Genomic DNA, 13828 nt, shown 5'->3' with positions numbered 1-13828 from the left:
GAAGTTGCGATCATTGGTATCAAAGACACAATCACAACGACTTGTACAGGTGTTGAGATGTTCCGTAAGCTGCTTGACGAAGGTCGTGCAGGTGAGAACGTTGGTGCACTTCTACGTGGTACTAAGCGTGATGAAGTAGAACGTGGTCAAGTACTAGCGAAACCAGGTTCAATCACTCCACACACTAAGTTCGAGTCAGAAGTGTATGTATTGTCTAAAGATGAAGGCGGCCGTCATACTCCGTTCTTCAAAGGCTACCGTCCACAGTTCTACTTCCGTACAACGGACGTAACAGGCGATATCTCTCTACCAGAAGGCGTAGAGATGGTAATGCCAGGTGACAACATCCAAATGGTTGTAGAGCTAATCGCTCCAATCGCGATGGATGAAGGTCTACGTTTCGCGATCCGTGAAGGCGGTCGTACAGTAGGTGCTGGTGTTGTTGCTAAAGTTATCGCTTAATTTTCGATAATTTATGCACACACTGCATTAAAAAGGGAAGCTTAGGCTTCCCTTTTTGTTTGATGTGACCCTTAGTACATTTCCCTTGCTAATCCTGCTTCGTTTCTGTACTATTTGCCGTCCTTAATTCTCGGTCTTTTTTTTTCGTTCCTTGCTTCCTATGGACGACCGAGCCAAACCTGGAAGCTGAATAATCCGTAAGGAGCAACCGATGCGTCATTATGAAATCGTATTCATGGTGCACCCAGATCAAAGCGAGCAAGTTGCTGGCATGATCGAGCGTTACACTGGTTCTATCACTGAAACTGGCGGTACTATCCACCGTCTAGAAGATTGGGGTCGTCGTCAAATGGCTTACCCAATCAACAAGCTTCACAAAGCTCACTACGTTCTTATGAACGTTGAAGCTGACCAAGCTGTGATTGATGAGCTAGAAACTGCTTTCCGTTTTAACGATGCAGTTCTACGTAACATGATCATGCGTACTAAAGCTGCTATCACCGAGCCATCAATCATGCTGAAAGCTAAAGAAGAGCGTTCTAAGCGTGATGAAACTCGTTTCGATGCAGACGCTGAGTAATTGATTTGATGACCAATCGGATGGAGTTGAGTGGCACTGTCGCAAAACCTCCCATTCGAAGCCAAAGTCCTGCGGGTATTGAACATTGCCGTTTCTGGCTTGAACATCGCTCAACAGTGATAGAAGCTGATTTACCGAGACAAGTCTATTGTCGTATGCCGGTAGTCGTCAGTGGGCAAAGGTCAACGAATCTCACTCAACACTTAGTACAAGGCAGCACCATAACCGTAAGTGGCTTTGTCGCTTACCAAACTAGCCATAATGGCGTAGGTAAATTGGTGCTACATGCCGACCACATTACTCAAATTTAAGATCAGGAGATAGCCCATGGCTCGTTTCTTCCGTCGTCGTAAATTCTGCCGTTTCACTGCAGAAGGCGTACAAGAGATTGATTACAAAGATGTAGCAACTCTTAAAAACTACATAACTGAAGCTGGTAAAATCGTACCTAGCCGTATCACTGGTACTAGCGCTAAATACCAACGTCAGCTAGCTCGTGCAATCAAGCGTTCTCGCTACCTAGCTCTATTGCCATACACTGATAAACATCAGTAATTGGCACCGTTTATTAAGAAAGAGGATTAATCAATGCAAGTTATTCTACTTGATAAAATCGGTAACCTAGGCAGCCTTGGCGACACTGTAAGCGTGAAATCTGGTTATGCTCGTAACTTCCTTATCCCACAAGGTAAGGCTGTAATGGCAACTAAATCTAACGTTGAAATGTTTGAAACTCGTCGTGCTGAACTTGAAGCTAAAGTTGCTGAGCAACTTGTTGCATCTCAAGCTCGTGCTGAACAAGTTAACGCTCTTGAAGCTGTTGTTATTACTTCTAAAGCAGGTGATGAAGGTAAACTATTTGGTTCTATTGGTACTCGTGATATCGCTGACGCTATTACAGCGGCAGGTGTTGCAGTATCTAAGAGCGAAGTTCGTCTACCTGAAGGTGCTCTACGTAACGTAGGTTCTTTCGAAGTGAGCATCCAACTTCACTCAGAAGTGTTTGCAACTGCGAAAATTCAAATCGTTGCTGAATAATTTCAGTCTTCGGATGAATTGAAAACACCAGCCTTGGCTGGTGTTTTTTTATCTTCAAACTACCTAGAAACGAAACTGTAAACTAAATGAAGTCACGCTATCGGCTTTACTTAGTCCTGCTGGAACCTTATCGTGGTATTGGCGAGACAAGTTCACTTTCAACGCAATCGAATCAGTAATGTGATTGGTTAAAATGAGTTCGCTATCGGTTCTGATGTTACTTTCTCCTGCGACAAGAGTCAGTTCAGAGGAGATGGTTAAATTATCGAAAGTTGCCCAAACACCTTTTAAGTTACCACGAAATATGACTTCTTCGACTGTATTTGCAAATACAATATCCGTACTTGATATCTCATCTAGGTTGGGTTTTTGGTAACGAAAACCGGGCCCTATTTCAATCTCTAATAGCAATATGTCGGTATTCATCAATTGGTAACCCATTCCACCAGATAGCGTGTAGTCTTTGAAATAGGCGCTGTATTTTGAATCAACACCGTTAAAGTTTGCGTATAGATAAGCTTTTGAAGCTAACTTATAGTCACTTTGCAGCGAATAGTTTGCCTGCCGCTTATTCTCTTTTCCATTTTTATCAAGACGATACAATTTCCACTCACCATTGGTTCGATGGCGACCTGTTATGTATTCTGTCTTGACTCGTGAATTCAATGACTCTGAATCAGTATTACCTGAGTGGGCTTGATAACCCAATTCGACTTGGCTATTCCAAGGAGAAGGAACTTCGATTTCCGTATCGTTTTTAAGATCCTCATTAGCATAAGCTGCACTCATCGCGAACAGGCTAAAACTAAGAAACCAAATTTTGGACACGAAGCACCCCTAAAGTGAATAAAAATAGTGGGCGAAATAGTAGGTGTAGGGCGGTTCTGTTTGGTCAGCATGAGGTTAATTCTCTACGAGATAAACACAAAGTTTCGTTTACATAATTACAAATGATCTATTCTGGCTATAATGGTCGGTCATTAGATAGTATTGAGCGAAGTCATGGCTGCACCACGAACAGATCAACGAAATCGTAAACCGTTTGACGCACAAGTCGACGCAATTAAAGTTCCTCCACATTCGATCGAAGCTGAGCAATCAGTGATTGGAGGCTTGCTATTGGATAACGAACGTTGGGATACGGTGGCAGAGCGTGTGGTCAGCAAAGACTTCTATAGCCGTGCACACCGCCTAATTTTTGATGCAGCTAAATCGATTTTGGAAGCCAGTAAGCCACTCGATCTTATTACATTATCTGAGTATCTCGAGCGTCGCGAACAGTTGGAAGATGTCGGCGGTTTTGCCTATTTAGCGGATTTGGCGAAAAATACGCCCAGTGCGGCTAACATTAATGCTTATGCTGAAATCGTAGCGGAACGAGCATTGGTGCGTAACCTCATCGGTGTTGCCAATGAGATTGCGGATGCAGGTTATGATCCGCAAGGGCGCAGTTCGGAAGATTTGCTCGATCTGGCTGAAAGTAAAGTGTTCGCCATTGCTGAGGAGCGTACCAGCGAAAATGAAGGCCCGCAGAATGTCGATTCGATTTTAGAAAGAACTTTAGAGCGTATCGAACTGCTGTATAAAACACCACAAGATGGTGTCACGGGCGTGAATACGGGGTTTGCTGATCTCAATAAAAAAACGGCTGGTTTACAAGGTTCTGATTTGATCATTGTGGCTGCTCGCCCTTCTATGGGTAAAACGACGTTTGCCATGAACTTGTGTGAAAACGCGGCCATGGAGCAAGAAAAACCGGTTCTTATCTTCTCTCTTGAGATGCCGGCTGAACAAATCATGATGCGTATGTTGGCATCGCTTTCTCGCGTTGATCAAACCAAAATTCGTACTGGGCAGCTGGATGATGAGGATTGGGCACGAATTTCATCTACCATGGGTATTCTCATGGAAAAGAAAAATATGTACATAGATGATAGCTCAGGCCTAACGCCTACCGAGGTTCGTTCTAGAGCTCGTCGTATTGCGCGCGAGCATGGCGGCTTGTCGCTCATCATGGTCGACTACTTGCAGTTGATGCGAGTTCCTTCGCAATCGGATAACCGTACTTTAGAAATTGCGGAGATCTCTCGCTCGTTAAAAGCGCTGGCTAAAGAATTGAATGTGCCTGTGGTGGCTTTATCGCAGCTTAACCGTTCGTTGGAGCAGCGCGCCGATAAACGCCCAGTCAACTCCGACTTGCGTGAATCCGGTTCGATAGAACAAGATGCCGATTTGATCATGTTCATTTATCGCGACGAGGTGTATCACCCTGATAGTTCGTTAAAGGGTATCGCAGAGATTATTATAGGTAAGCAACGTAACGGCCCGATTGGTTCTGTACGGTTGACCTTCCAAGGGCAGTATTCTCGTTTTGACAACTATGCAGGCCCTGCATTTGACGATGAGTAATTTGATGAGCTACATGAAAGCGGCAACCGCCTGTATCGATCTCGATGCGTTAAAGCACAACCTACAGCGAGTAAAACAGCAGGCACCAAACAGTAAAATTATGGCGGTGGTCAAAGCAAATGGTTATGGTCATGGGCTTCGGCATGTTGCGAAACATGCACTGGGCGCGGATGCATTTGGCGTGGCGCGCATTGAAGAAGCGCTGCAACTGAGAGCGAGCGGTGTGGTAAAACCTATCTTGTTGCTTGAAGGTTTTTATTCCCCGATGGATCTTGCGGTATTGGTGACCAATAACATTCAAACCGTTGTTCACTGTGAGGAGCAGTTAGTCGCCTTAGAGCAAGCTCAATTAGATGTCCCAGTTAATGTTTGGTTGAAAATCGATAGCGGAATGCATCGTTTAGGTGTGCGCCCAGAACAATACCCCGATTTTTTAGAACGTTTGCAAGCGTGTAAAAACGTAGTGAAGCCATTGCGTTATATGAGTCATTTTGGTTGTGCCGATGAACTCGATAAATCAACCACTTCTGAGCAAATTGAGCTATTTTTAGCAATGACAAAAGGTCATGAGGGTGAAAGATCACTTGCTGCCTCCGCTGGTTTATTAGCTTGGAAGCACAGCCAGTTAGAGTGGGTTCGCCCAGGTATTATTATGTATGGCGTTTCTCCTTTTGATGATAACTCGGCGCAAGCGCTGGGCTATCAACCTGTAATGACATTAAAATCACACTTGATCGCAGTGCGTGATGTTAAAGCGGGAGAGAGTGTCGGCTACGGTGCCACTTGGACAAGCTTGCTTGACACTAAGGTTGGTGTTATCGCAATTGGCTATGGCGATGGTTATCCTCGTACTGCACCCAATGGAACTCCGGTTGTTGTCAATGGGCGTAAAGTGCCGATTGCAGGGCGAGTTTCAATGGATATGCTTACGGTCGATCTCGGTCCACAAGCCTGCGACAAGGTGGGGGATGAGGTTATTTTATGGGGAAAAGAGCTACCAGCCGAAGAAGTGGCCTCTCACATTGGCACGATCGCTTACGAGTTAGTGACGAAACTCACTTCTCGTGTTGAGATGTCGTATCAATAAAGCCAGAGTATGCACCCATTAGGTTTACCTGACCTAACTCAATATGAGAGCGGGTAAGCTGCGTCATAATGGCGCTCACAAAACGAATAACGACGTGTTGCCTTCCAAATATAGGCAGTCGATACCATTTTCTTTTTTGCTCAATCGGGGATTCCATCATTTTGAAACAGAGTTTAGGAATGATAGGAATAAAACCTACTGTCACATCGGGATAGATACCATGTTGAAAAATATCAATCCAACGCAAACCAACGCTTGGAAAGCACTGACTGCGCATTTTGAATCAGCGCAAGATATGGACCTTAAATCGCTTTTTGCACAAGATGCACAACGTTTCGATAAATTCTCGACTCGTTTTGGTTCAGATATTCTTGTTGATTACTCAAAAAACTTGATCAACGAAGAGACCTTACAACATTTACAAGCATTGGCGAATGAGACTGAACTAAAGTCAGCCATCGACGCTATGCTGAAAGGCTGCGCGATCAACCAAACTGAAGGCCGTGCTGTACTGCACACTGCGTTACGCAACCGCAGTAACACACCGGTCATGGTTGATGGTGAAGATGTGATGCCAGCCGTGAATGTGGTACTTGAGAAGATGAAATCGTTTTCTGAACGAGTAATTTCTGGCGAATGGAAAGGTTACACTGGTAAAGCGATTACCGATATTGTCAACATCGGTATTGGTGGTTCAGACCTTGGTCCATACATGGTCACAGAAGCACTTGCGCCGTATAAGAATCATCTTAATCTTCATTTCGTTTCTAACGTTGATGGAACACACATCGTTGAAACGTTGAAAAAAGTCAATCCAGAAACCACGCTATTTTTAGTGGCTTCAAAGACGTTTACTACCCAAGAAACCATGACCAATGCACATACGGCTCGTGATTGGTTCTTAGCGGAAGCAGGCGATGAAACTCATGTTGCAAAACACTTTGCGGCGCTGTCGACTAATGCGAAATCAGTCGCTGAGTTTGGTATTGATACAGACAACATGTTCGAATTTTGGGATTGGGTCGGTGGACGCTACTCACTATGGTCAGCGATTGGTCTATCCATTGTATTGGCTGTAGGCTATGACAATTTTGTGGAACTGCTGTCCGGCGCGCATGAGATGGATCAACATTTTGTGGCGACACCTTTTGAGCAAAATATTCCTGTGATCCTAGCCTTGATTGGTATTTGGTATAACAACTTCCACGGCGCCGAATCAGAAGCGATTCTGCCTTATGACCAATACTTACATCGCTTTGCCGCTTATTTCCAACAGGGCAATATGGAATCAAACGGTAAATACGTAGATCGTAACGGTCAAGCGGTAACTTACCAAACGGGTCCAATCATTTGGGGTGAGCCTGGTACTAATGGTCAACACGCCTTTTATCAATTGATCCACCAGGGAACAAAATTGATCCCGTGTGATTTTATTGCGCCAGCGCTCAGCCATAACCCAGCGGGTGATCATCACCAAAAATTGATGTCGAACTTTTTTGCTCAAACAGAAGCGTTAGCGTTTGGAAAAACGCAGCAAACCGTTGAAGCTGAGCTAAAAGCGGCGGGCAAATCAGCACAAGAAATGGCGGCAATCGCACCATTTAAAGTGTTTGAAGGGAACCGCCCAACCAACTCAATCTTAGTTAAGCAGATCACGCCACGCACTTTGGGCAACCTGATTGCGATGTACGAGCATAAAATTTTCGTACAGGGTGTTATTTGGAATATCTTCAGTTTCGATCAATGGGGCGTTGAGCTTGGTAAGCAGTTAGCAAACCAAATTCTGCCTGAGTTAGCCGACGATGCTCAAGTGAGTTCACACGACAGCTCAACCAATGGTTTGATTAACGCGTTTAAGACATTTAAAGCGTAATGCGTCAAAACCTTACTTGGATGTGAGTAAGGTTTTGTCCAAATAAAAAAGGTTGATACTTAACGGTATCAACCTTTTTTTCTTTAATGAAAGAGCTTACTCGAAACAGATTTCGATAAAAGCGTTACCCCACTGAGAGGTAAACGGCATGATAATAATTGCACCTTCGCATTTATGACGAATCGTGTGGCCTTTTCCTGAGACAACAACCGGAGTTGCCATATCAAAGTCAAAACCACTCTCGGCAAGAATACGTTTAGCTCCGCCTGTCACCATGTTGGTGATTTCGCCGACCATATCTGTCACTTCTTCATTGAGACCGTTGGGGCGTTCACCTAACATATTTTGCATGATTTCCAATGCTAGACTTTCATCAAAAGTAATAGACATGGAACCGCGGCTTTGACTACCAACCATACCAATTAAGCCAGAGACATCACCACGGGCAATCTCATCTTTCTTTACACGAGGTTTCTGTGGCTTCAATTCTAATGAAGCCATCGTTTTTAACACGTTCATTAAAGAAGCTAAAAACGGGTTTACAAATTCAGCGCGCATAACCTTCTTCTACTGTTTTTATACTTTCAGACTTGAGGAACACGTTTGGCAAACACCATGAGATTCAATAACGTGATTAACGATGTTAAAACCGTGTTTCTCAGCGTTGCTTGCTAGCAAGGCTATCAGACTATCATCTTGAAGTTCAATAACATTGCCACATTTGTCACAAATTAATAGGTGTGAAAAATGCTTATTAGCATTACAAGAGCAACATGAAATAAAGCTATTTGTTGACTCCACTCTATGAATAAAGCCTTGTTCTAACAAAAAGTCCAGAGCACGATACACCGTTGGTGGTTTCGCTTGGGGCTCGCTTTGCTTTAAATCTTCAAGCAATTCATAAGCACTGGATGCTTTTTTGCTTGAACAAATCAATTCAAACACTCTCTTTCGTTGAGAAGTTAGTCGTACTCCTCTCGCTGCGCATAGTTCTTCTATTTGTTTCGTTAGCTTGTGGTCCAAATTCATCACCATAACCATTGGACTTTAATAATAATATACTATTTCCAGATTAATAGCCTTGTAGCCTACAACATTTTCTGGAGTTAGTTAGCGATGTGATCGTTGTTTGCAACGAAAATAGTACTTAAATTACCTTATATCGATGCAAAACGATACAGAAGAAGAACTGTTGGCGCTATAAACTCGAAGCGATTACAATGCCAAACTTTGTTTTTGGCTGTAAGTTTAGCCATTGAAACTGACTGAATTGGGATATCTAAATCATGACTCACCCTTGTAGGCTATCAGTAGCACCGATGCTCGATTGGACTGACAATGGTCTCTAGCCTTTTAAAATCAGTAACTTGAGCATGTCTGTGAAAAAAAAGGGGAAAATAGGGGTAGAAAGTTGTCGCCTTGCATTTGTCTTTGCCTTCAGATCTCCATTGTATTCCCCATCAATAAATTTGCAATTATCAGCGCTCTGTTTTTGAGCCTCAACGTCTTAAATCGTAACGTCACCTTCGTTCTGGAAAGCATTGCTTTTGAATTATTAGCCATAACAAGAATAATTGAGACTTTAGTCACATTTGTTGAGTTTTTTGAAAAAAAATTCATCCTCGAAAATTCACATTGTTCTTATTAAACAGACTCTTAATGGTTATGTGCTAGTGTTTTGCCATACTTCTATTCCTTTCTAATGCTTGTAACATGATGACTTAAGTATTCGTTAGCCGTTAATAGAAGGGAGCAATGACATCACGTTCTGAACCGACCACAAGATCGCTTTTAGCTCAACAGTTCAATCATCAGCCCTTTATCCCCGTTGTTGACGTTGCCGGATCATTGTTCGGTATGGCAGCAACCACCATCAAACGAAAAGCTGCTCAGCAAGAGCTGCCGTTTCCTGTTGTTCGTCTCTGCGATTCTCAGAAATCTCCTTGGTTTGTGAGCTTTGATGATTTAGTGAAATTTGTTGAACGTAAACGACTAGAAAACGAGAGGGAGTGGAGGAAAAATAAAGGGTCGAGGAGGGCATCGTTTCGGTGCTAATTGATGCTCAGATTTTGCATCAATCACAATTGTTATTACACTCTAAAAAGAGGTGATTCCTAGCCAGCATAGATTTGTCATGACGTTCCTTACATTCTCAAATCGCTGGCAAAGAGGTGCGTTCCTACCCCTTTAATCCCCTCCCTAAAGCTGCCTCGCAGCATCAAAAAAACTCAACGTGATGAACCACAGTGGAAAAATAAGACGAACTGAGTGCATTCAGTTGCGAGTTAGCAAAGACGAAAAATTACAAATTTTTGCCAATGCCAACGGCAATGTCTCGGTTTGGCTGCGAACTATGGCCCTCAATCCCAATTCCTGCCACCACAAAAAACAATACAAAGAAATAAAACAAGATCCTGTACTGCTGCGTGAGGTGGCGCGAATTGGCAATAACCTTAACCAAATCGCCCGTTATATAAATAGCGCAAAAAAATCTGGCTCGTTGGTTGATTTGGTGGCGGTGCAAGCTCAGCTTGTGCAGATGAATGCCTTGTTAAGCGCTTTAATCAAATCAGCACCATGATTGTGAAGTTCTTTAAAGGCGATCACTCAGTTGTGACAAACGGCTTAGAGTATTTGGAGGGGGGCACTAAGCGCCGCAAAGTAAAACCTGTATTGCTCTCAGGAAATCCCGATATCACAAGGGAATGGCTCAAAAAAGCTAGCCGCTTCTCAAAGGCATTCACATACGGTTGCTTGAGCTTTGAAGAAGCCGATATCCCAGCTCACCAAAAGCTGCAACTGATGGCGTCATTTGAACAAACATTGCTGGCGGGACTCGCGCCAGAGCAATACGATATTGTCTGGATTGAACATCGTGATAAAGGGCGGATCGAACTGAACTTCCACATCGTTAACATGGAGTTGACGACAGGAAAATCACTAACACCTTATGTTCACAAGCGTGACATGGTGCGTATTGATACGTGGAAGAGCATTGCTAACGATACCTTTGGCTTTACCGACCCTAATGATCCAGCCAAAGCGCGAACCTTTATGTGGGGGGATAATTCGCAGCCTAGGCGCGAGCTGATGGCACAAATAGATACTTATCTATTCGAACTTGCAGCGACTGGTATTCTAAATTGCCAGCAAGATGTGGTTGATGTGTTGAATGAAATTGAGGGCATCACAGTCAGTCGCATTAGTAAATCATCCATTTCTTTTATCGCAGATGGATACCAAAAACCAATACGCCTCAAAGGCGAACTCTATGCAAAATCTTACTCAGGCATTGAAAACAGCGCAGCAAAACAGGAAGAACGAACTGCGAGTTTTGCACGCCAGCGTCACGAACGACTTAAAGCAAACAAACAAAAGCTTCAACAACGAAATCGGCATCTCGCTCATCAACGTCGAAAGATCTATAAAACGTCAACTCAAAATGCAGCGTCGTTACAATTGGCTGTATCCAATGCTTCTGAGCATAACAACATTACTTGGGGGAATGATGGTAGGCAGGTATCTGACACTAGAATACGAACTCAATTCATTTCAGCTCTGCCATCAAGTAGTGAGGTCGCAAGACAATCCGGCTCAGTTGTACTGCCAGATCACCAAACCACCGAAGAAAAGAATAAAAATCCAGTAAACCAATATGCTTACGACCATACTGACCAATCTAAAAGCCCTTCAACATGGGTATATGAAATCCTCACAAAGCTTGGAGAAGCAATTGCATCTCTTACAGGGTGCATTAGTCGAAGAGAGGCAGAGGCGCGAGAGCTTGGAGACATCTATCAAGCAACTCAACTCAACTGTGATCGCCTTGACCGAATGCTTAAAGAAAGAGGAGTGACACGAAGCACGCTAGAGCCGTTGCACAGATTTAAGCGTGGCGGCAACCAAGTCACAATTAGTCCCCTTCAACCAAGATCTGATTAACAACGGGTGCTTTTTGCTATTTGTAGGTCAGAAGCCAAGTAGTTAACACATATTTACGCATGCTATAAATGTGATGCTCATCTCACTTCTTGGTTGTTTTTTTCGATGAAAAACTAGACTGAATTACCAAGTAAAGTCAGTTTTCAATTTTATTAAACGCATGTTTTTTTAGGAATTGGAAATGTTTCATACTTGCTTTTATGTTAGTATAAGTTATTGATTTATATATTTTTAATATAAAGATTTCACGTTGACGGATGAAAATGACGAGCTATCATCACGGTATTGGACGGCATTCAGTTTGCCGAAATATTAAGATGAGAAATATGAAATTAATAACCTTCAAAGCACTACTGGCATCGATACTGAAAAGTGCCTCGTTTTTCAAAGTTAAATACATTGCAAAGAATCTGGTTGATGCAGGAATAATGCATGTATCAGTATTGGCGATGAGCAAGCAAGAACACATGATTGAAGCCATCCTGAAAGCGGCGAAAAGCAAGGACGTTGCCAAAGCTATGAGTAAAGCTGCTCGGTATTACTTGTCTGTTCACCCATGTGACGTTGAGAGATTATTAAATTGTTCGAAGTCAGAACGAAAAAAACTATTTGAACGGGGTTACTTAGAGATTGGTTATGGATGTTCTTTCAAGTATGGCTGGGTTGATTACGCGACATTAGATTCGATGGCAGCAGTGACGGATAAGTTTGATAACATCAAACAACGTTTTGAAAAAGAGAAAGCCAAGAATCGAAAAGATGGTGCGAAGAAAGCAGCCAAAAGCCGCAAGCAAAAGAATAAACTGGTTCAACACCAAGAATGCTAACTATTAAAAATTGGTAACCACGTTCACAAGGTAAATAAATGAGAAATTATTTATGTAGCAAATGCAATTTATGAGGTTCTAGCTGACAATGTCGGCACAGCCTACGCAGAAGAAAAAATGCTTGAGATGGAAAAAATGACCAAGCACGAATGCTTGGGTTGGTGTACTAAACTCGATGGAAATAATTTGTTGAGCTTGGCTAAAAAGCTGGATGCCAACGCTGATGAGTTGCGTATTGCTATCAAAGTTCTTAATCAAAATGTGTAAGAACTGGAACTCGCTTTTTAGACCCACACAAATGTGGGTTTTGTTTTATGTATACATTTTCAAAGCGCATCATCTTGATGCCACCGTTAGAGCGGTAACTCACTAGCAATTAAGCGTATTTAGATAGCGTTCAAATGAACGGCGTTGCTCTGATGAGAAAATCACCCCCGTGCTTGATAGCTTTTCAATGTCTTTGGTTGATGGCTCCAAGCGAGTCAAAGCTCTGCTGGTGCGCCACTCAACCAGCCAAACAGTGAAAAACAGGGCAGAAATACAGAACGCAGCCACACCTGAAAGTAAGCCTATGATCACTCTTGACCACCAAAATACGTTTAGAAAAGGAAAGATCGAATACGACAACGTTGCGGCAAGCGCACTAATAAACATGATCATATACCCCTGTCCTTTAACTCGCTCTGCCTTTATTAATATCGTAAGTAGCTCTTTAGAGGCAACATCGCCCATTGCATCTTCTCATCATTGTGTACGTTGCACGAACGTTAGAGTCAAAATAATACGTCATGCAACGCATAGGGTTGTAATAAGTTAACTAATTTCTAGCGCCGGAAGTTAGGTAAACCAGCCAGTAACTTATCCGATATTACCTTTATGACACGCCGTTTTAGCTTCTTTTTGTACTCGATACAAGCGTCAAGGTTGTCTATAGTGATATTCGTGTCATCGAAGTCATCAACCAATTTGAATGCATTAAGAGTCGTTTCTATAGCCTCTTTGAGAACTAAGAACTTCCTTGTCTTGTTGGTGACGTCGGTTGATGTAATGAAGCCTGTTTCGGTGCAGTGTTCAATCACCAAATCCTCAACTCTCAGATTGTGGTATTTTTCTTTAGCTTCATTATCAAGAGCTTCATATGAGAAAGGATTATTTTTTCTAGAGAAAGGAATGTTTTCCATAAGTGTTTTGTTATAAGGATAACAACTTTGATGGGAATTTAAACTGAATGGCAGCAAGCAATTTTCTTTATCTCTTTCATCGTTGCCAATGCATCAGCATCGGCAACTTCAGTTGCTTTGAATATGGGGGATGGTTTGAACTTAAAGTGATCAATTAGATTAAATCCCCTCGGGTAGTCGAGTTACATTGAAGCTAGCAACCTCGATCCTTGCTCGACGTTTTGTTTTGCTTGCTCGCTGCAATTCTTCTATGTATATCTCAAGATCTGTATTCGCCATCACGTCATCAATGGGCTTTTGAATCAATCGGGAGTCAAAGTGATGTCGAAACTCGTCATCAGCAATCTTGAAACGCTTTCGGATTTCACTAACAGAAACAGAGAACCTTCCAGATGCTCCTTTTTTGAGTTCATAAAGGCACCAGTGGTA

At 42.8% G+C, this 13828-nt stretch carries 19 protein-coding genes; 13 read left to right on the top strand and 6 right to left on the bottom strand.

All coding sequences use genetic code 11. From position 1 onward, the window contains the following. The 5 genes from NB504_RS12180 to rplI form a co-directional block, all read left to right on the top strand. The coding region (locus NB504_RS12180; RefSeq protein ID WP_249339401.1) for an EF-Tu/IF-2/RF-3 family GTPase at nucleotides 1–462 on the top strand (462 nt) is incomplete at its 5' end. Between the two features lie 211 nt (nucleotides 463–673). Further along, nucleotides 674–1042, top strand: coding sequence for a 30S ribosomal protein S6 (gene rpsF, locus NB504_RS12175; RefSeq protein WP_013857919.1), 369 nt, complete (start codon nucleotides 674–676; stop codon nucleotides 1040–1042). Nucleotides 1043–1050: 8 nt separating this feature from the next. Next, nucleotides 1051–1353 carry a primosomal replication protein N gene (gene priB, locus NB504_RS12170; RefSeq protein ID WP_026027846.1) on the top strand — a complete coding sequence of 101 codons (303 nt, stop codon included), beginning with the start codon at nucleotides 1051–1053 and terminating at the stop codon, nucleotides 1351–1353. 16 nt (nucleotides 1354–1369) lie between these two features. Next, on the top strand, nucleotides 1370–1597 hold the full coding sequence (gene rpsR / locus NB504_RS12165) for a 30S ribosomal protein S18 (protein WP_000090472.1): 228 nt from the start codon (nucleotides 1370–1372) through the stop codon (nucleotides 1595–1597). 33 nt (nucleotides 1598–1630) lie between these two features. Continuing rightward, nucleotides 1631–2080: a 50S ribosomal protein L9 gene (gene rplI, locus NB504_RS12160; RefSeq protein WP_013857917.1), complete on the top strand. Its 450-nt coding sequence runs from the start codon at nucleotides 1631–1633 to the stop codon at nucleotides 2078–2080. Nucleotides 2081–2143: 63 nt separating this feature from the next. Here the strand turns inward: rplI and NB504_RS12155 are convergent, their stop codons facing one another. Beyond that, nucleotides 2144–2908 (bottom strand): YdiY family protein, encoded by a 765-nt coding sequence (locus tag NB504_RS12155; protein ID WP_013857916.1) that lies wholly within the window; start codon nucleotides 2906–2908, stop codon nucleotides 2144–2146. Nucleotides 2909–3082: 174 nt separating this feature from the next. On the opposite strand from NB504_RS12155, the gene NB504_RS12150 reads away from it, so the two are divergent. The 3 genes from NB504_RS12150 to pgi all read left to right on the top strand — a co-directional run bounded on the left by NB504_RS12150 (nucleotide 3083) and on the right by pgi (nucleotide 7449). Next, nucleotides 3083–4489, top strand: a complete 1407-nt coding sequence (locus tag NB504_RS12150) for a replicative DNA helicase (RefSeq protein ID WP_013857915.1) — start codon at nucleotides 3083–3085, stop codon at nucleotides 4487–4489. Between the two features lie 13 nt (nucleotides 4490–4502). Then, complete coding sequence (alr, locus tag NB504_RS12145) at nucleotides 4503–5576, top strand: alanine racemase (RefSeq protein WP_258428984.1); 1074 nt, start codon at nucleotides 4503–4505, stop codon at nucleotides 5574–5576. A 220-nt stretch (nucleotides 5577–5796) separates the two neighbouring features. Next, a complete protein-coding gene (gene pgi, locus NB504_RS12140) occupies nucleotides 5797–7449 on the top strand; it encodes a glucose-6-phosphate isomerase (protein ID WP_258428982.1) in 1653 nt (550 codons plus the stop codon). 96 nt (nucleotides 7450–7545) lie between these two features. Here the strand turns inward: pgi and NB504_RS12135 are convergent, their stop codons facing one another. Together NB504_RS12135 and zur are read right to left on the bottom strand one after the other, a co-directional pair. Next, entirely contained in the window at nucleotides 7546–8007 is a 462-nt protein-coding gene (locus NB504_RS12135; protein ID WP_017043302.1) for a chemotaxis protein CheX, read from the bottom strand. Nucleotides 8008–8025: 18 nt separating this feature from the next. Continuing rightward, a complete protein-coding gene (zur, locus tag NB504_RS12130) occupies nucleotides 8026–8484 on the bottom strand; it encodes a zinc uptake transcriptional repressor Zur (protein ID WP_017043301.1) in 459 nt (152 codons plus the stop codon). Between the two features lie 720 nt (nucleotides 8485–9204). On the opposite strand from zur, the gene NB504_RS12125 reads away from it, so the two are divergent. The 5 genes from NB504_RS12125 (at nucleotide 9205) to NB504_RS12105 (ending at nucleotide 12485) form a co-directional block, all read left to right on the top strand. Next, a complete protein-coding gene (locus NB504_RS12125) occupies nucleotides 9205–9504 on the top strand; it encodes a pyocin activator PrtN family protein (RefSeq protein ID WP_258428981.1) in 300 nt (99 codons plus the stop codon). Nucleotides 9505–9685: 181 nt separating this feature from the next. Further along, nucleotides 9686–10030 (top strand): MobC family plasmid mobilization relaxosome protein, encoded by a 345-nt coding sequence (locus NB504_RS12120; RefSeq protein ID WP_258428983.1) that lies wholly within the window; start codon nucleotides 9686–9688, stop codon nucleotides 10028–10030. A gap of 32 nt (nucleotides 10031–10062) precedes the next feature. Continuing rightward, on the top strand, nucleotides 10063–11391 hold the full coding sequence (locus NB504_RS12115; protein WP_258428980.1) for a relaxase/mobilization nuclease domain-containing protein: 1329 nt from the start codon (nucleotides 10063–10065) through the stop codon (nucleotides 11389–11391). 317 nt (nucleotides 11392–11708) lie between these two features. Further along, a complete protein-coding gene (locus tag NB504_RS12110) occupies nucleotides 11709–12218 on the top strand; it encodes a hypothetical protein (RefSeq protein WP_130355192.1) in 510 nt (169 codons plus the stop codon). Between the two features lie 135 nt (nucleotides 12219–12353). Then, entirely contained in the window at nucleotides 12354–12485 is a 132-nt protein-coding gene (locus NB504_RS12105; protein WP_257879106.1) for a hypothetical protein, read from the top strand. Between the two features lie 102 nt (nucleotides 12486–12587). Here the strand turns inward: NB504_RS12105 and NB504_RS12100 are convergent, their stop codons facing one another. The 3 genes from NB504_RS12100 to NB504_RS12090 form a co-directional block, all read right to left on the bottom strand. Then, nucleotides 12588–12878, bottom strand: a complete 291-nt coding sequence (locus tag NB504_RS12100) for a hypothetical protein (RefSeq protein ID WP_258428979.1) — start codon at nucleotides 12876–12878, stop codon at nucleotides 12588–12590. Between the two features lie 164 nt (nucleotides 12879–13042). Continuing rightward, complete coding sequence (locus NB504_RS12095; RefSeq protein WP_258428978.1) at nucleotides 13043–13399, bottom strand: hypothetical protein; 357 nt, start codon at nucleotides 13397–13399, stop codon at nucleotides 13043–13045. Nucleotides 13400–13558: 159 nt separating this feature from the next. Next, nucleotides 13559–13828 (bottom strand): replication initiation protein (locus tag NB504_RS12090; protein ID WP_258428977.1); only part of this gene is annotated, 270 nt, incomplete at its 5' end.

Source organism: Vibrio sp. RM-69-4 (genome assembly GCF_024743775.1).
GTDB classification, from domain to species: domain Bacteria; phylum Pseudomonadota; class Gammaproteobacteria; order Enterobacterales; family Vibrionaceae; genus Vibrio; species Vibrio anguillarum.
This window is presented reverse-complemented; position numbering and strand designations above follow the sequence as displayed.